Genomic DNA, 17,137 nt, shown 5'->3' on the forward strand with positions numbered 1-17,137 from the left:
CTAATCCTTCCTTTGAAGGGTGGCTACGAAAAAGCCGTCCGTCTCGTAGTCATCCGGGTAGATTTTCAACACATCCTCTACTCGGTCATCCTTCAACTTCTTATCGGTTGGTGTCTTCAACAAGGTAAAATCAGGATTTTCAGCTAAAAAGCGTTCAATCACGCCATCGTTTTCCTGATTTAAAATCGTACAAGTACTATAAACCAAACGGCCACCAGGTGCTAAGCGCTTCGCGGTCGCATTTAAAATCGAAAGCTGTAAGTCAGCGAGGTGCAAAACATCCTCAAGCGACTTTTCATAGCGAATTTCTGGTTTACGACGCAAAAGCCCTAAGCCAGAACAAGGCGCATCGACCAAAATTCGGTCAAAGTCTTGGTCAAGCTTTTCCGGTACCTGCCGAGCATCCAGAGCTTTTGCTTCAACTCGGTCAGCTAAGCCAAGACGCTTGGCATTGGCCTTAATCAACTTAACCTTATGCTCGTGGATGTCTAAAGCCAGAACCGTGGCATCCCCCGATAAATACTGGGCAATCTGAGTTGTCTTGCCACCGGGAGCGGCTGCGGCATCCAAAACAGAGTGAACGGACTCATCAATGTCTAACGCCTCAACCGGCAACATGGCGGATTCATCTTGAATCGTAATCAAGCCATCAACAAAGGCCTTGGAAGAAGCCACGTGACCACCGGTAACCACCAAGGCATCGGCAGCCACGGCGGAGTCGCGAACGGACAGTCCTTCGGCTATCAAACTCGCCTTCGCATCAGCAACCGTTGTCTTAGCCGTATTAACTCGAACAGCCTGGGCCGGTGCTTCATTCAAAGAGGCTAAAATCCTCTTGGTCTTATCTTCGCCAACTTGGTCCAATAAGGCCTTTACCAGCCAAACGGGTAACGAATACGAAATCGATAAACGTTCGATTGGGTCTGCAATTTTACTCTCATCACGAAGACCTGTGCGGTCCATATTATGAAGAATTGCCGTCACAAATTTAGCTGTCCCCGCGTTTCCGAGGGTTTTAGCCACTTCAATCGTTTCGTTAAAAATCGCATGCTTGGGAATTTTGTCTAGTTTATGCCACTGGAACAATGCCGTCAAGAGCAATTCCTTAACCCAGGGTTCTAATTTTTTCCCTTTTACAAAGGGGGCCAACCAGTATTCCAGCAATAGACGATACTGAATCGTCCCATACACGAGGGTTGTTAGGAGCCCCTTATCAACTGCTTTCAGTTGGTGGCTCTTAATCACCTGGTTCAATTGCAGGTTAGAGTATGCACCGTTTTTAATTTTAGCTAACGTAGTAACTGCTAGCAAACGCGGATTTTGACTGTTTTTTACTTGATTAGGCATTAACTTCCTCGATGGTGACCCACTGGTCGCCCACTGTATACTTTTGACCGGCGCCATTCAAATAGGCGGCAACGGCCATGACGCTTTTGCCGGCCGGCTGCAAACTTTGAATTGCTAACTGCGTCCCATCAGCGGCCGCAATCACCAGGTGCTTCTTATCCTTTTTTGTAATCACGCCCGGCTTTGCTTCTGTTTTTTCAGCCAACGGTGTCGTTTCCACGAGCTTGAAGCGTTCGCCACCAACCACGGCATGGGCCGGATGGGTTGGGTACAAGCCACGAATATGCCAATTTAACTGTTCAGCAGTCTCTTTGGCAAAGTCTAAGTTCTGCTGGTCCCGGCTGATATTTGGTGAAAAGCTGACTAGGTCGGGGTCTTGGGGCTCTACTTGTGCTATTCCGGCTGCTAATTTTGGCAAATTAGCAAGAACCAATGGTGCTGCGACAGCGCTCAACTTATCAAACATGGTCCCAACGTTGTCAGTTGCCTCAATCGGCACCTTAACCACATCGATCACATCACCGGCGTCCATCTTCTTGACCATGTACATCAATGACACGCCCGTTTCTTGGTCACCGTTCATAATCGCGTAATGAACTGGCGCACCACCTCGATACTTTGGTAGCAAAGAAGCATGGGCATTCACCGCCGCTACCTTGGCTGACTGTAACAACTTTTCCGGCAAGAATTGCCCAAAAGCAGCCGTCACTATAAAATCAGGGGCCAGGTCAATTAATTCAGCCATTTCGGCTGAGCCACTGATTTTTTCCGGCTGTAAGACCGGTAAATCATGGGCTAAGGCGGCCTCTTTTACCGGACTTGGTGTCAACTTTTGCTTGCGACCCTGTGGTCGGTCCGGCTGTGTTACCACAGCCAAAACATCATATTGGGGATCGGCCACTAAGGCCTCTAAAATTGGAACAGCAAATTGGGGTGTTCCCATAAAGACAACGCGATTGGTCATTAACTTCCTCACTAGTTCTGCCGATTAGAAAGTCGGCGCTTTCATTCATTATAACAAATTCAATCAAAAGACTCATTGACGCCAAGATAGCACCAATTAATCACCATCCAAGTGACACCAAAACGCTTCTGCCAAGGCCGTATGCATCCTTACATAAAGGTAACTGGGTCACGTTTCACCGAAAGTTGGAAACCAGCCTCAGCCTTTTGTGACCGGTCAACCAAGTCACGCAGTAATGCATCGGCCTCATGGGGTTTCTTTAGTTTGAGCAAAATCTGGAAATAATACCGACCCTTTAGCTTAGCGATAGCTTGAGGCGATGGTCCAAGCATCAAAACATCCTTTGGCAATTTTTTTCGCAGCCAAAGGCCAATTTTGGCACTCTGGACGGCCACCAGATTCTCATCAGGATGCGAACTCTGAATCTGGATCGTGTAGTAGTAAGGCGGAAATTCACCAGCATGGCGGATGGCCATTTCTTGCCGGTAAAAACCCTCGTAATCATGGTGCTGGGCAAATGTCAGGGCGTAGTGCTTCGGATTAAAGGTTTGAATCACTACTTCCCCCGCACGGTCACCTCGGCCAGCACGCCCGGCAACCTGAGTAAGCAGTTCAAAGGTTTTTTCACTGGCACGAAAATCAGGCAAGCCCAGGCCCGTATCAGCATTTAGAACGCCAACTAGGGTAACATCCTCAAAGTCCAAACCCTTGGCAACCATTTGCGTTCCCAACAAGATTTGTGCTTTTTTAGCTCCAAAATCAGCCAGGGCTTGCGCCATGGCGCCCTTCTTCTTAGTCGTATCCTGGTCCAAGCGGATCACCGGATATTCTGGTAGAACACGGCTCAATTCTTCTTGGACCTTTTCAGTCCCAGTCCCGTAGTAGCGAATCCGCTTTGATCCACAGCTTGGACAAACACGTGGGATTGGTGCCTGAAAATCGCAGTAATGGCACTTCAGGGTTTTCGTATCCATGTGCAGGGTCATGGCCAAGTTACAATTGGGATCTTTTGGTACATAGCCACAGTCCCGACACATCACAAAGGAAGAAAATCCACGGCGGTTCAGTAGCAAAACGGCTTGTTCCCCACGGGCCAAATGATCTTTCAACTTTTCCAAGAGCTCGGTTGAAAAATTAGTGTCCCCCTTTAAGACGACCGTCTGTCGCATATCAACAATCTCCACCGGTGGCAACGTGGCCGCTGCCGCTGCCCGTTTCGTTAGCGTCAGCAATTGATAAACGCCCTTTTGTGCCCGGGCCCGACTTTCCAGTGAAGGAGTTGCCGAGCCCAAAACAACGGGTGCCTGATGATAGGCGCCCCGCCATAACGCCACGTCGCGGGCAGAATAATGTGGATTTTCACTTTGGCTATAGGAAGTTTCGTGTTCCTCATCAACGATAATCAAGCCCAGCTTAGCTAGCGGGGCAAAGACCGCTGACCGGGCACCAACCACCACCTTAACCTGACCGGATTGAATTCGACGCCATTCATCATAGCGCTCTCCGGCTGATAAACCAGAATGCAGGACTGCAGTTGCATCCCCAAAACGGTCTGCCACCCGCTTTTGCATCTGTGGTGTCAGCGCAATTTCAGGAACTAAAAAGAGGACTTGCTCTCCCTGGTCAATCGCTTTTTGCGCTGCCTGGAGGTAAACCTCGGTCTTCCCAGATCCAGTAATCCCTTCAAGCAAAAAGGTCGTCTTTTCGTTGGCCGTTATGGCTGCAGTCACGGCATCATAAGCCTTCTGCTGGTCTTCGTTTAGAACCTTAACTGCTTCAACTTTGCCAGAAGCCATTGCTCCGGGACGCCGCTTTTGCTCAACCTGGCGCTTAACTAGCCAACCGTTTTTAACACCAGTCGTTAACGTTGCCGCGGCAACATCAAGTTGGGCCAACCAATCGCGCTTCGTAAAGGTTTCACCAGGGTGTTCCTGGCAAAAGGCCAACAAAGCTGCCTGGCTTTTCGCTGATTTGCGCAAGGTTTCTTCCGCTTGGCCCAATAGGTCCTGGTCACTAGTGACCTGATAGGCCAGTTCCGTTTTAATTCGACCCTTATTTTCAATCACCGTTTCAATCGACAATTGTCCTGCCGCAGCTAACTGGCGGACATGCCGCCACTCCTTCGCCGAAAAGTCCTTGGTTTTAACTAAGCGCTCCTCCTGACCGTCTAAGTAGGCCACGCGGTCAGCGGGCAACAAGTCAGCTTGTGCTCGCAAACGCTTCTTGTAGGATGCCTTTAAAGCGGTTGGCAGCATCAAAGCCAAAAAAGAGACCTGAAATGAAAAATTAGTCTGCGCCAATTCCTCGGACAAGTCCAACATTTCCTGGCTGAGAACCGGATGGTCATCTAAGACCGTCAAAATATCCTTGACCTGGTCAACGGCTAAATCAGCTGGCAATTCGACACCGATTTTTAACACATAACCCAAAACCGAGCGGTGACCAAAGGCGACCAAAACGCGGACACCGGGTTGCACTTCATCTTGAATTTCATCTGGAATCAAATAAGTATACGGCCGATTCGTTTGTTGGGTGGGAACATCCACCACCACCTGTGCGTACGTAAGTGTCACCGCAGGTCACCTCCTTCTTTGTTATGTTTTCAATAGCTTACTTGCAATAGATAAAGCTGGAATAAAAAAGACCCGAAACGTTCAGGGTCCTTATCTTAAACCTTGGTTAAATTAATGCCAACTTTATCTTCAATAATTTCCAAAGCCTGCATATACCGGGCATAGTAACCCGCTGGGTCATCGGGTCCACCCGGCCGATCCAAAGCCACTGCCAAATCATCATAGCCATAGTCAGCAATTACCTGCCAAAGGTGGCGATCAAATTCGGCACTTTCAATTGGATCTGCGCCGTTTAAAACAGCTACTGCTGGTGGAATGACCAAAATTAGGTCTAATTCTTCTTCTTGAATTGTATTATCAAATAGTGGTAACAATTGAGCCAAGTCATCTTTTGGTAACCACTCCCTCGCTTCCGCCATGGTCACCATCGCATCCGTATCAAAGAAGGTCAGGCCGTTATTGGCCGGTGAATTAATTTCGGCCGAATTGGCATCATACTGGCCCTGAATAATCCGCGAATAGTCCTTTAAGAGCAGTTCACTATCAAAGACATTTGACTTCTCCTGGTAAGTTCGTGAAAACTCTACCGAAAAAGGCGAATTTGATGTTCGCGCTAAACGCCTGGTTAAAGTTGATTTACCTGTTTGCGGTGCCCCAACGACCAAAATCTTTTTAGCAAAATGGCGGCGGAAAACGCGGTTAATAAAGTCCCAGTTTCCCAAAGGATCATTACGAACAGCCGTTGCCGATACCTTTAAAATGGTACGATCCATTAATGAAACACGGAAATGGCCATCTTTTGGCAACATCTTTTCCAGCATTTCCTTATAGTCCGCTTCACCAGTATAAAGCGTAATCTGTGCCTCAGGGTTGACAATATTCCGTCGAATCGTCGCCGTCAACCGGTCTGTCCATTCCTGCCAACCGTTCGGCATCTGAGGAATATCATCTTCATTGATGTAATCAACCTTGATGTTGTCTTCATCATTGAAGGCCTCCCGTAAGTAACGGAACCGTTTTTCAACCGGCAAGCCAATTTGATCTCCACGGTCGCCTGTGTACCCGGAAGTAATCACAACGACCCCATCATTCAGGGCTGCGGCCTTATAAATTTCGGCCTGGTGCCCAATGTGCATCGGTGCCAAGGTTCCGAAAAAGACCCCAATTCGGTCACCTGTTAAGTTTGCTTTGACTAAGTTTTTCTTGACCATCAGTCTTCCTAACATCTATCTTATCAAACACTTCACTGGAAAAATCAGCCAGTGCATATTACTTCTATTATACCAAAGATAGTCAAGGGGGTTGTTGAATGGCAATTTACGTTTAGTCGCTATAAACACATCATGAACATTATCTTAATCGTAAACTATAGCCATAAAACCAAGACTCTTCAGAAATTTTGATAGAAAAGAACCACCACTTTTTAATAAAGAAAAGAATCAAGCAACTTGATATGCCTGATTCTTAGTATAAATGCCTACTGCTAGCTAAAAACATTACAGTTGATTATTAATCGATTGAACTAGCTGTTCAGGATTTTTTACGCCTAAAACTAAACGATCATATTTTTCATTCTGCAATTGAATAACTACGGGTATCTCGTTAGCCTTAACATTATAAAAAGTAGTTTCGTTATTTTGATGAAAACTTCCACCCCAATAATTGGCAGTGTGCGTTCCGCCCGCACGTAATCCCTTAGGATCAGCTAAAATACCACTGTCTAATGACGCACCGGCGACATGGGTAATGGGAAAAATTAGATGTGTTTTAAGGGTTGTCAACTTATTCAATCCCACTGGCTCTACCACGAGCTGATTCTGTTGAATATAAACGCGATTTTCCATCATTTCACCTCCGTTATTCCACTCTCTCTTAATACAATTTGACCTAGTTTTTCCGTGACCGCTTGATAAGACTGATGATGATACCACTGATTTATGATTTCAAAAACTCGCTTACTTTGATTAGTAAGTTCGATCATTGCAATCAAAATTAAGTGCCAGCTTTCCTCACTTTCCTTTTCAAGACTATCTGATAGGGCCGCAATGAACATCCCCTCCTTACTGCCAAAGGTACTGTATAAACTACCACGCAGTAACCCCGTCGCTTGCACTAAGTCATCCAGAGAAGTCGCATTATAACCTTTTTGAATAAATACTCGCTGTATTTGTCCTATTGTTTCAACCGTATCAAATTTTTTATTTCGTCCCATGGCTGTATTATAACTCTTTTTTGACTAATTGGTCAAAAATATTCACTGATTTTAAAGTGTAATTTCCACACTAAAAAAGACAGCAATGGCATGCGCACCCTTGCTGTCTTTTAAATTGATTGTATCGTTCCTTGATTCCAATCAGGTTTATGCGCTGACCATCTCCAAGAAAAGTTGGTGCATCCGAGTATCATCAGACAATTCTGGATGGAATGACGTTGCCAAAATCTTACCATGTTTAACGGCAATAATCCGGTCATCGTCAATCTTTGCCAATACTTCGACGTCATCTGCTACCTGCTTTAAATAAGGAGCACGGATGAAGATGCCGGGAAATGGTTGATCAAAACCGGCCACATCGATATCAGCTTGGAAGCTATCCTTTTGTTGGCCAAAACCGTTCCGTTCCACTTCGCCTTCAATACCAGCCAAAGCATCCGAACGAGATAAGAGTACCAAACCAGCACAAGTTCCAAAGATTGGCAATCCTGCTGCCACCTTCTCCTGAAGGGGCTTTAACAAATCAAACTTGAGCAACAGGTTCATAATTGCCGTACTCTCGCCACCAGGAATAATCAAGCCATCGACCTGATTTAAGTCTTCCTCTGAGAGCACCTTTTTCCCTGTTACACCACACTGAGCAAGCATTTGGATATGCTCGTCAACAGCGCCTTGTAAATCTAAAACACCAATTACCATTTGCTTGCTCCTTTTTTCAATCGATTAGATTCCGCGAGGAGCCATCTTGTCTTCGTCGTGCAAAGTTGCCGTATCGATTCCCTTCATTGGGGCACCCAAGTTCTTGGAAACTTCAGCAATCAAGTGGTAGTCAGTTGGGTTCGCAGTTGCAGTCACAATTGCCTTGGCAAACTTAGCTGGGTTTTCTGATTTGAAAATACCAGAACCTACAAAGACCCCATCGGCACCAAGGTTCATCATCAAAGCAGCGTCGGCTGGTGTTGAAATCCCACCGGCAGCAAAGTTAACCACTGGCAGCTTGCCAGTTTCATGGATTTCTTGAACCAAGTCCAATGGTGCCCGCAAGTCACGCGCAATGGCCATCAAATGTTCGGGCTTTTCGTTTTGAATGTGGCGAATTTGTTCGTTCACCTTTTGCATGTGACGAACAGCTTCGACAACATCCCCCGTACCGGGTTCACCCTTCGTCCGTAACATTGAAGCACCTTCACCGATTCGACGCAATGCTTCTCCAAGGTCACGGCAACCACAAACAAATGGCACTGTAAATTCATTCTTAGCAATGTGGAAGTTGTCATCGGCTGGCGTCAACACTTCACTTTCATCGATGTAGTCCACACCGATACTTTCCAAAACGTGGGCTTCAGCAATATGACCGATACGAGCCTTGGCCATTACAGGGATTGAAACAGCAGCCATGATTTCTTCAATCATCGCTGGATCTGACATCCGCGCAACTCCCCCAGCAGCACGAATATCCGATGGTACTCGTTCCAAGGCCATCACAGCAACAGCGCCGGCTTCTTCAGCAATCTTTGCCTGTTCAACGTTGGCGACATCCATGATGACCCCACCCTTTTGCATCTGCGCCATACCACGCTTGACCGTTGTTGATCCAGTTTCCTTCATGACAATACATCCTCCACAATCTATTCTAATAAAATGATTAAAAAATAAATTTCCAAAATCAGTAAAACCGAACTATTGGATAGAACGATTATACCATAACGGAAATTAATCTTAATGTTATTCTCATTACACTTTCATTTAAGCAATATGGAAACATTCAGAACTTTAAAAATGATAAAAAGATTAAAAAAATAACCAAGAGTAGCCGAAATCCGATTAAAACCTCTGATTTAAATTGGAATAGTTCTTTTTATGCAAGAAATTTATTGGTTATCTTTCTATTTTTAACCACTTTTTCAACAATAAAGACCAAATAGTAAAATCCATCCCCTTTTTTCCTTGATTTGTTTTACAGTGAATTTAACAAAACCGTGTCAAAAGGAAAAACCAATGAAAGTATCCACTAAAATTGATCAAAATGCTCAGACACCCAATATCGTTATTTTCGCTAAACAGAAAACGGCCAAAATTGTCTACCTAGAGCACGAAATTCAAAGCGTTATCAATCACAGTAGCCTCTTTGTCAAAAATCAAGAGGATTACCAACAAATTGAACTGCCCAACATCGACCGTTTTTACACGGAAGAGCATGCGATTTATTGCCAAGTCAACGGTCAGCACTATAAAACGCAAAAACGAATTTATGAGCTAGCCGACTTTTTACCAGAGAGCTTATTTATTCAAATTTCTCAGTCCGAAATCATTAATCGTCACTTCATTCAATGCTTTCGACTTAGTAAAACGGGCGCCTATGAAGTTATCTTACGAGATGGTCAAACTACTTTTGCTTCAAGGCGGTACATGCGACGCATCAAAAAGGAGAAGCTATTATGAAAATTTTAAAAAAAATTGTATTGGGCGCTAGTGTAGGAATTAATATTGGTCTTTTGTTTGCTGTTTCTTTCTCATATGCCTACCAATTACCCAACTTAGTCGCCTCCGGTCCAACCTTTACAAATCACTTTCACCGACCACTCACTGCTTTAGTATGTTCCATCGTTCTTTGGGCACTCATGGGCATCCTCTTTTCTCTTTCCGATACAATTTTTCAAAATGATCACCTGAGCATTACCCGTCGAACAGTCGAACACTTTTCAGTGACTTACGTTGGATTCACGATTTTGGCTATTTTGGCGGGTTGGTTTCCCCTTTCCCTTCCGTGGTTGGCATTTTACACACTGATTTATCTACTGATTTATCTGATTATCTGGCTAATTTCCATGGCTCAAGCGAAAAAATTAGTTCGTGAGCTGAACGAAAACTTCAAATCAACCCGTTAACCAAAAAGGAGTTGCCCATTAGAGCAACTCCTTTATTTTTTTCGGTTAACAAACTTCGTCCATAACCAGCTGAGGACCATTAGCACTGCAAAGCCAGCCACATTAACCACCAAACTATTCAGCCAGCCAAGAAAAGATTGACCAGACGAAAATAAGTTCACTAATAAAATGTAAATAATATTGAGAACAGTCACCAAAACGATTGCGGCTGTTCGTGGATAGAGAATGGTCAGTTCGGTTATCTTATTTTTCATGTCGAATTATTCCTTTTCTTTCCCATTCATTGTAGCCAATCTCCTATATTTTTACAAAAAGGCAATAAAAAAACGCCCCGAACGGGCGTTTTAGCTTACTTTTCGTCAGCCTTCTCACGACTCTCGTGCGATGACTTAACGAACTCTGATTGCTTTTCTAGGCGTTCATCTTGGCGCTTAGCATCTTCAACTTCGCGGGCATCAGCCGCTTCAAATTCATGCTTTTTTTCCATAATGATTTCCCCCGATTATGCTTATTGACCTTCGAATTCTTTCTTTTCGTTCTCGAATTCCTCGTTGTCGTAGCGAGCATCCTTATGCTTAGCATCCTCAACACGGGTATTTGCCTTCTCTTCATGGGCTTCAGCGGCGTGTTCTTGAGCTTGCTTATTCTTTGCCTCTTCAAAAGATTCGCGGTTCTCTTTTGAACCATCACGTAATGTTGCCATCCTTAATTCCCCCTTTTCAATATATTACGATTATAATACTATCATGACAAATTTTAAAGACAAATGTTAAAAAATTCTAGTATTGGTTTTTTCCTGCTAAGTTCATGAAAAATCAGTCCCGCTCGACCCACCAGCTTTAGCAACCCCAAATAAAAAATCAGCCACTAGATCACGGCTGATTTTTCATTATTTAAGAAGCATGCGCACTTCGTTGCGGCTTCTGTAGCAAAACCACGCTCACGATTAACAAGATTCCCAGTACTTCAACCAGGCCTAGGTTCTGCCCAAGGAAAAGAACTGAGAACAGCGCCGCCGTCAGCGGTTCAAACGATCCTAAAATCTGTGCAATCGTGGCTGATAGGAACTTCAGGCTATTGATATAGCACAGGCAGGCCACAAATGTACCAACAATAACGATAAAGAGTACGTTTGCCCACTGCCAATTCGTTAATTGATAAAACGAATGATCACGGAAGCTAGCCGGTAGCAATGGCAAACTACCCAGAAGCATTCCCCAACCAACAACCACGCTCGTTGGGTATTCCTTTAACAAAGGCTTTGGCAGTAAGCTATAGGCTACCTGACCAACGCCGGACATCAGCCCCCAAAAGATGGCCCAGATTGAGACAACGAACATCGATAAGTTGCCGTTCGTAATTAATAGGATTGTGCCAGAAAAGCTAATCACAATCGCTAGTGTCTCCAAACGATTTGGCCGATGATGCCAGGCAATCATCATAAAAATCAGCGTAAGCGTTGGGCTCAAGAACTGCAGTGCCGCGGCCGTCGCGACGTTGCCATAGCTAATCGACAAAAAATAGGACAATTGTGATGGCAAAAAGCCAAAGAGACTAAATAATAAAAGCCGGTTTCGGGTCCGCTTCTGCTGCCAAATACCCAAAACGAGCTGACGACTACTCGACTGAGTCAGAGCGGTCAATAGGCACAGGACGCCACCAACAAAGAGTCGTAAGCCAACCAGGCTCACAGGGTGAACTGCGGTATGATGAAATAAATATTGACTCGCGACCCCACTGATTCCCCAGCACGATGCCCCCAATATCGCAAAAAGAATGCCAACTTGTTTTTTCGTATTATTCATGTGTTCTTCCTCTTTAACTAATATAAAATAGAATCGGTTATAATTGAAATTGATAATTTTTATTTCAATATAAGGAGAACTTATGAATAATTTTTTGGCATTAAAAATCATTTTAGAACAGCAAAATATCACCAAGGCGGCCAAAATTTTAGGCTATACCCAACCTGCCGTCACCCAAATGATTGCTAGCCTTGAAAACGACCTAGGCTTTCCCTTATTGATCAAAAAGCATCGGCAAATCAGCTTAACGCCCGAGGGCGAACGCATCTTTCCGTTTATCAACCAGCTGCTCAATGACTACCAGGCACTCGAGGAACAAAAGCAAGAGATTCAGGGCGAAAGTACCGTCATCAAAATTGCCACGATTCCCAGTATTTCCCAACAGTGGTTGCCAAAGCTAATCGCGAACTTCCAAAAACAGTTTGAGAACATTGAATTTGCCATTATCCAGGGTGACGGGACCAGTATTCCCAACTGGATTGAAAATGGGGAGGCCGATATTGGCTTCGTTAACGGCGATGTCACCGAGAACGGGTTAGTTATCCAACACCAGGTTCTCAAGGCGATTTTACCGTTACCACTTGCTGAAAATTTTCCAGACAATCAGCCCATTCCCCTCGCTGATTTGACCAACTACGACTATATCCTCCTCGAAGAAGGTCTCTTTAGTGAATCGGTCTCGGAGTTCCAAAAGATTGGGATTGAACCCAAGATGAAGCTGCGGCTACACGATAGCTTTTCAACCATCCTAATGGTCGAACAAGGCCTAGGCTACAGCATCATGCCCATGGATGAAGAAACCGAGTCGCTCTATCAAATCAAATCATTCGATACGGTACCGACCATCAGTCGGTCGATCAGCCTGTTACAAAAAAATGATGGGCTGCTCACCAACGGCGCGAAAAACTTCGTTAAGTTCGTTCAAACACACCGAAATGCCCTGTAATCGAGCGGACTCCCCCCTATTGTCCAGGAGTAAAAAAGTCTATACTGTCACTATAATAAATCAGTTTTTGAGAGGTTATGTTTATGATGACAAAATCACGATTAGAAGGATTTACTGATGGAATTTTGGTCATTATTTTTACCATCATGATTTTGGAATTTAAGGTACCAAATTCCAGCAATATCACAGCCATTTTAAAACAGTTTCCCTACTTTATTTCTTATAGCATTGGCTGGCTTTTTCTAGGGGAAGCCTGGTACAACCATCTCTATATCGCCAGCAAAATTCATCGGGTGACTCACAAGCTCTTCGTTATCAATGCCCTCTGGCTCTTCACCACCTCCTTTTTACCGCTAGCAACGGCTTGGATTGGTCAAGACCTCTCGGCTCGTGGGCCTGAAATCTTTTACGGCCTCGTCTTCTTGGTGTGGACTGCAGCCTTTTTGCTACTGGTTTTCACAGCTATCCTAGATAATCAAAAATTAGGAAGGCTGCAAGAGGCAGAGGATCTTCGCCAAATGCGGATTGTCCGTTACTTAACCAACCCGTTTGCCATTGTTTCTCAAGGTCTGGCCTGGCTGCTGATTCTTATTTTTGCCCCACAGTTTCAGCTGGTCATCATGGTTTGGCAAATTCTCTTTATTGCTGGTCGAACCAATGTTGATATTGACCGACAACATTCTCTTAATCGATAAAATACCATTAAAAAATCAGCCTCGCATAACTGGATATGACCTCCAATTTCAGAGTTCATATCACTACGAGACTGATTTTTATTTAGAATAATCTAAAATTTTATTTTTTCCGATACTTTTTGACAACCCAGTCAACTAGCATCGACAGGACGGTAATAACAGCTAATCCCAAGTAGAGCGATACCCAATAAGATATCGGCTCTCCAGGCGAAATCAAAGACCCAATAAACACGAAAAAAAATTCCAAAACTGCGACAAAGAAGGTCGCAAAAGTTCGACGATAGTGCATGACGAGTGTTTGCATCTGCTTTCTCCCCGGGGGCCTGCCCACCTGCTCAAAGTCTCGGGTGAAACTTTTTCTAAGGACAGCATACCAGAAAAAATTAGAAATGAAATGATAAATTCAAAAATTTTCTCGCTTAATAGCAAGTTTCCCCCAATAAATATTAAAAAATAATAAACAAATGCCTTTTAATTGCTTTTTATTAGAAAAATATGAAATTAAATGATACAATTACCTCTAGAGAAGTATAGAATAGTGTCTTATGACAATTAGGAGAGGATTAAAATGGCAAGTGAAAAGTCCGCATTTATCTTTGTTTCAATGCTCGTAATTTTAGCACAGGCGATTATCGTCAAATTTAGTTTGAATACCTGGGTGCAATTTGTCATCCCCTTTGCCTACTCCATAATTTTTGTAATCTGCTTTTTCTTTGTCTTCAAAAGCGATAACTTAATTGCATTTGTCACACTTTTGTTAGCAGGCAACATTACTCTTATGGCGACTGCCAACCACACAACATCAATTTATTAAATATTCCAAATCAGAATAATCTTAATTCTGCCAAATAGCAGACAAAAAGGTCGAAACAATCTTGTTTCGGCCTTTTTATTGTGGATAAACTAAGTGAAATTTTTCCAGGACAATTTGCGCCTGATTTTCTCGAAACACCTTGCCCTCTTCGTGGTAGGCGGCAGTAAAAAACTCATGGTGCACCTGGCGCCAATAGGCTAATGAGCGGTCCCCTTCGCCCTCTTCATAGGCATGTTGGGCATTAATATTTAGGTACTGTTCAATTGTGACAGCATCGTTTTTAATAATGCCAACAGGTTGATTTTGCCCATCCAAAATAACATCGTAGGCACCAAAAGCAGGTAATGGCTCCTCTGTTTCGTACAAATCATAAGCGCTCGCAGTGGCAGTCTTAACGCCTTTAAGGACTAACTGGGCAAGTTCGTCAGCCGCCACACCAAATTGAAAACTGGATTGCAATTGAGCCCCCAATGGAATCACACCCTCGTCTTTAGCCTGTTGAAAAAATGCTGCTGGCATCATTTGCTGTCCCTCTTCTAATCTTAAAATTTAAACACTCTTGTCCTCATTGTACCAGTAAAATACCTGCCAGTTGTCCCCAAAAGATTGATGCTGAAGTCCGTGACTAGCGCAAAAGTATCCCTTCCCTCAATGCTACAATAATGACGAAAAATTAGCGGAGGATACCAATGATCAGTAACAAGCGCCAAATCGAAATCAAAAAACGTGCCGATAAAGCCCATCAAGCAATCATGGGCCAAAACATCGACAACGAAAATCTTGCCACTTACTTTAAATCAGTCGGCTTGGCTGTGGTCAATGCTGATTTATCGGATTTAGCGGCCACTGCTTACACCCTGTATAACATGGACAAAGATCAGCCACAGATTGTCGTTGAAAATGCCTTGAACCATCGCGACTGGATTTACATGCTTGCAAAGAAACTCGGCCAACTCATTTTAGGATGGGATTATCAGGTTAGCCAAAACAATCCCCAGGTGGTCGAACGTCTCTGTCAAGAGGTCAATCAGGTCGACGACATTGCTATTTTAGATTATCCCTTTTCGGATGGTTCCGGCCAATGCCCGACAAACAATCCAATCGAAGCGGAAGCTAATTTATTCGCAGAACAATTTTTAGTTCCCGATGCCACGGCCCGACCAATCTTGCAGGGCCTTGATTGGCAAACTTTATCCACGGCCCAATTAATCCAAAAATTCTCATTAATCTACTTTATCGATGACCAAATTGCTCGCAATCGTCTAACAACTTTAATCCAGGAGGTTTCCCAAAGCAAATGACCCAAAGTAAAAAAAATAAATTGAAGGAACAAATTATTACCCCAGTAGTCGTCCCTTTTGACAACCAGACTCTGCTTGCACAAGATCAAGCGGAATCTTTGCGCAGCCACATTATTAACAATGACACCGCTTCGGCCATCCAGGGCCAGTTAGTGAAGGAACTTAAATCAAAAGCCGCCATTCGTCGTTGGCTAATCATTTCCATTAGTCTTTACTTCGCACTAGTGACGGTCGCCATTTTAGGCATTACCATCTTTTTAGCGGACATCGTCGCCATTAAGGTGCAAAGTTACCTTATTACTGGCCTCTTTACCAACCTCATCGGCCTCCTGGTCATTATTTACCGCTATGCTTTCGCCGATACTTCAAAACTCATTCATGACCTGTGGACATTAACCAGGTAAGCCAATGATAGATCAGAAGCTTTAACGTGGTTAAAAATTGTTGAAACGCTACTTTTACATCTAAATAAAAGACAAGTTCCTTAAAGAATTCCTTACTTCCTATGGGGTGTTGTCGAGTCAAAAAATCAATACTGCATTATTTTCGTCAATTTTTCAAAAGGAAATCAATTAATTGTTTTAAAAGTTAACAAACAAGAACTTACTCAATATCCTGAAATGAATACAGTTAAAAAAATTATTTTAAAAAGTAAAGTAAAGGCAAAAAGATTAGAATTTCCTATTCAAAAACAGCTATATTCATCATTTGGTTTTTACATCAAGTATTAATAGTACCTTTATATTTTTCTAAAATCTAAACCAACAAAAATCCCTCCTGATTTCATCAGTGAGGGATTTTTATTAACTCACATTTTACGTTAGCTATTTTTTATTTTTAAACACATACTGAATAATTAATACCTCAATCGGGATTAATATCAAAACTAAGATGTCATAAACCAATTCTTGCACATCTAAATGATTTAGTATGATGACAGTGAATGCCACCAAGACCGCATATGAAATAACTTGTTTAAATCGAGTACTCATCTTCTCTCCGTTATTTATACTATATTTTTTGAAATGGCATAAGCAATTGGGGAAACATTCAAACCGATCCAAGTTAAAATGTAAATTATCATATTTTTACTAGTCTTTGATTCTAAAAATAAATCAGATATTTGTGAATATTCTTTACTAAAATCTTGTTCAGTTAACTCAAGAGGATTATCTGATTCTATAATCAGTTTAAACGTTGACTGAATAATTTTATCTTTAGCCAGAGGATCTTGAATCCCCATTTTCCAAAGATATAGAGATAAAGATACCGGATTATCTTGATCATCCTTCAAGTGGTTAGTAATTTCCTCAATGGCATTGAAAAGGATAATTTCGTTATCAGTTAGTTGAGCATACTGTTTGCTATTGATATCCATTTTTATTATTTTCTCCTTTCTTGGCAGCAGACCATCCGACGGCTAAAAAGTTAATAGCAAATAGAAAAATTTTGGCATTATAAATCCAAGAAAGAGCAAACATGGCTATTTCTAAAACAATGAATAGCAATACAATTATCATTTTTCCATAAGTATATTTTTGAGAAATATTAATATTAACAGATAAACAACGAATAAATTTTTGCTAAAGTGT

22 protein-coding genes are annotated in these 17,137 nt (G+C 43.0%); 7 read left to right on the top strand and 15 right to left on the bottom strand.

Features of this window, described 5'->3' with window-relative positions:
• The 8 genes from rsmB to pdxS all read right to left on the bottom strand — a co-directional run bounded on the left by rsmB (position 1) and on the right by pdxS (position 8,704).
• A complete protein-coding gene (gene rsmB / locus FT12353_RS03580) occupies positions 1–1,347 on the bottom strand; it encodes a 16S rRNA (cytosine(967)-C(5))-methyltransferase RsmB (protein ID WP_059393241.1) in 1,347 nt (448 codons plus the stop codon).
• Positions 1,340–2,311, bottom strand: coding sequence for a methionyl-tRNA formyltransferase (fmt, locus tag FT12353_RS03585; protein ID WP_059393242.1), 972 nt, complete (start codon positions 2,309–2,311; stop codon positions 1,340–1,342). The genes rsmB and fmt overlap by 8 nt, the downstream gene beginning before the upstream one ends.
• A 149-nt stretch (positions 2,312–2,460) precedes the next feature.
• Positions 2,461–4,884 carry a primosomal protein N' gene (priA, locus tag FT12353_RS03590; RefSeq protein WP_059393243.1) on the bottom strand — a complete coding sequence of 808 codons (2,424 nt, stop codon included), beginning with the start codon at positions 4,882–4,884 and terminating at the stop codon, positions 2,461–2,463.
• 95 nt (positions 4,885–4,979) lie between these two features.
• Positions 4,980–6,095 (bottom strand): AAA family ATPase, encoded by a 1,116-nt coding sequence (locus tag FT12353_RS03595; RefSeq protein WP_083994327.1) that lies wholly within the window; start codon positions 6,093–6,095, stop codon positions 4,980–4,982.
• 285 nt (positions 6,096–6,380) lie between these two features.
• The gene (locus FT12353_RS03600) at positions 6,381–6,731 is read right to left on the bottom strand and encodes a hypothetical protein (RefSeq protein ID WP_239061169.1); all 351 of its coding nucleotides are present in this window, start codon (positions 6,729–6,731) and stop codon (positions 6,381–6,383) included.
• Positions 6,728–7,096 carry a TetR/AcrR family transcriptional regulator gene (locus tag FT12353_RS03605; RefSeq protein ID WP_059393245.1) on the bottom strand — a complete coding sequence of 123 codons (369 nt, stop codon included), beginning with the start codon at positions 7,094–7,096 and terminating at the stop codon, positions 6,728–6,730. Before FT12353_RS03605 ends, FT12353_RS03600 begins: the two co-directional genes overlap by 4 nt.
• Before the next feature lie 147 nt (positions 7,097–7,243).
• Positions 7,244–7,795: a pyridoxal 5'-phosphate synthase glutaminase subunit PdxT gene (gene pdxT, locus FT12353_RS03610; protein ID WP_203618478.1), complete on the bottom strand. Its 552-nt coding sequence runs from the start codon at positions 7,793–7,795 to the stop codon at positions 7,244–7,246.
• Between the two features lie 24 nt (positions 7,796–7,819).
• The gene (pdxS, locus tag FT12353_RS03615) at positions 7,820–8,704 is read right to left on the bottom strand and encodes a pyridoxal 5'-phosphate synthase lyase subunit PdxS (RefSeq protein ID WP_059393247.1); all 885 of its coding nucleotides are present in this window, start codon (positions 8,702–8,704) and stop codon (positions 7,820–7,822) included.
• A 390-nt stretch (positions 8,705–9,094) separates the two neighbouring features.
• Between pdxS and FT12353_RS03620 the strand changes: the two genes are divergently transcribed.
• Both FT12353_RS03620 and FT12353_RS03625 read left to right on the top strand, forming a co-directional pair.
• Complete coding sequence (locus FT12353_RS03620; protein ID WP_203618480.1) at positions 9,095–9,538, top strand: LytTR family DNA-binding domain-containing protein; 444 nt, start codon at positions 9,095–9,097, stop codon at positions 9,536–9,538.
• Positions 9,535–9,984, top strand: a complete 450-nt coding sequence (locus FT12353_RS03625; RefSeq protein WP_239061170.1) for a DUF3021 domain-containing protein — start codon at positions 9,535–9,537, stop codon at positions 9,982–9,984. The genes FT12353_RS03620 and FT12353_RS03625 overlap by 4 nt, the downstream gene beginning before the upstream one ends.
• Before the next feature lie 32 nt (positions 9,985–10,016).
• Here the strand turns inward: FT12353_RS03625 and FT12353_RS03630 are convergent, their stop codons facing one another.
• From FT12353_RS03630 to FT12353_RS03645, 4 genes are all read right to left on the bottom strand, one after another.
• Positions 10,017–10,238, bottom strand: coding sequence for a hypothetical protein (locus FT12353_RS03630; protein ID WP_059393250.1), 222 nt, complete (start codon positions 10,236–10,238; stop codon positions 10,017–10,019).
• A gap of 95 nt (positions 10,239–10,333) precedes the next feature.
• On the bottom strand, positions 10,334–10,471 hold the full coding sequence (locus tag FT12353_RS03635; protein ID WP_158531852.1) for a hypothetical protein: 138 nt from the start codon (positions 10,469–10,471) through the stop codon (positions 10,334–10,336).
• Between the two features lie 21 nt (positions 10,472–10,492).
• The gene (locus FT12353_RS03640) at positions 10,493–10,687 is read right to left on the bottom strand and encodes a hypothetical protein (RefSeq protein ID WP_059393251.1); all 195 of its coding nucleotides are present in this window, start codon (positions 10,685–10,687) and stop codon (positions 10,493–10,495) included.
• A 190-nt stretch (positions 10,688–10,877) separates the two neighbouring features.
• Complete coding sequence (locus FT12353_RS03645; RefSeq protein WP_059393252.1) at positions 10,878–11,789, bottom strand: DMT family transporter; 912 nt, start codon at positions 11,787–11,789, stop codon at positions 10,878–10,880.
• A gap of 82 nt (positions 11,790–11,871) precedes the next feature.
• On the opposite strand from FT12353_RS03645, the gene FT12353_RS03650 reads away from it, so the two are divergent.
• On the top strand, positions 11,872–12,735 hold the full coding sequence (locus tag FT12353_RS03650) for a LysR family transcriptional regulator (RefSeq protein WP_059393253.1): 864 nt from the start codon (positions 11,872–11,874) through the stop codon (positions 12,733–12,735).
• A gap of 83 nt (positions 12,736–12,818) precedes the next feature.
• Positions 12,819–13,430 (top strand): TMEM175 family protein, encoded by a 612-nt coding sequence (locus FT12353_RS03655; protein ID WP_239061171.1) that lies wholly within the window; start codon positions 12,819–12,821, stop codon positions 13,428–13,430.
• A 100-nt stretch (positions 13,431–13,530) separates the two neighbouring features.
• On the opposite strand, the gene FT12353_RS03660 is transcribed toward FT12353_RS03655, so the two are convergent.
• Positions 13,531–13,734 (bottom strand): hypothetical protein, encoded by a 204-nt coding sequence (locus FT12353_RS03660; RefSeq protein WP_059393255.1) that lies wholly within the window; start codon positions 13,732–13,734, stop codon positions 13,531–13,533.
• Between the two features lie 264 nt (positions 13,735–13,998).
• On the opposite strand from FT12353_RS03660, the gene FT12353_RS03665 reads away from it, so the two are divergent.
• A complete protein-coding gene (locus FT12353_RS03665) occupies positions 13,999–14,244 on the top strand; it encodes a hypothetical protein (protein WP_059393256.1) in 246 nt (81 codons plus the stop codon).
• A 75-nt stretch (positions 14,245–14,319) separates the two neighbouring features.
• Here the strand turns inward: FT12353_RS03665 and FT12353_RS03670 are convergent, their stop codons facing one another.
• Positions 14,320–14,766: an ASCH domain-containing protein gene (locus FT12353_RS03670; RefSeq protein ID WP_203618482.1), complete on the bottom strand. Its 447-nt coding sequence runs from the start codon at positions 14,764–14,766 to the stop codon at positions 14,320–14,322.
• 167 nt (positions 14,767–14,933) lie between these two features.
• Here FT12353_RS03670 and FT12353_RS03675 point away from each other — a divergent pair, with 167 nt between their 5' ends.
• On the top strand, positions 14,934–15,545 hold the full coding sequence (locus FT12353_RS03675; RefSeq protein WP_059393258.1) for an ImmA/IrrE family metallo-endopeptidase: 612 nt from the start codon (positions 14,934–14,936) through the stop codon (positions 15,543–15,545).
• A complete protein-coding gene (locus FT12353_RS03680) occupies positions 15,542–15,949 on the top strand; it encodes a hypothetical protein (protein WP_059393259.1) in 408 nt (135 codons plus the stop codon). The genes FT12353_RS03675 and FT12353_RS03680 overlap by 4 nt, the downstream gene beginning before the upstream one ends.
• A 602-nt stretch (positions 15,950–16,551) precedes the next feature.
• On the opposite strand, the gene FT12353_RS03685 is transcribed toward FT12353_RS03680, so the two are convergent.
• Entirely contained in the window at positions 16,552–16,923 is a 372-nt protein-coding gene (locus FT12353_RS03685) for a hypothetical protein (RefSeq protein WP_203618484.1), read from the bottom strand.
• Positions 16,924–17,137 lie beyond the last annotated feature (214 nt).

Source organism: Fructobacillus tropaeoli (assembly GCF_016860625.1).
In the GTDB taxonomy this organism is placed as follows: Bacteria; Bacillota; Bacilli; order Lactobacillales; family Lactobacillaceae; genus Fructobacillus; species Fructobacillus tropaeoli.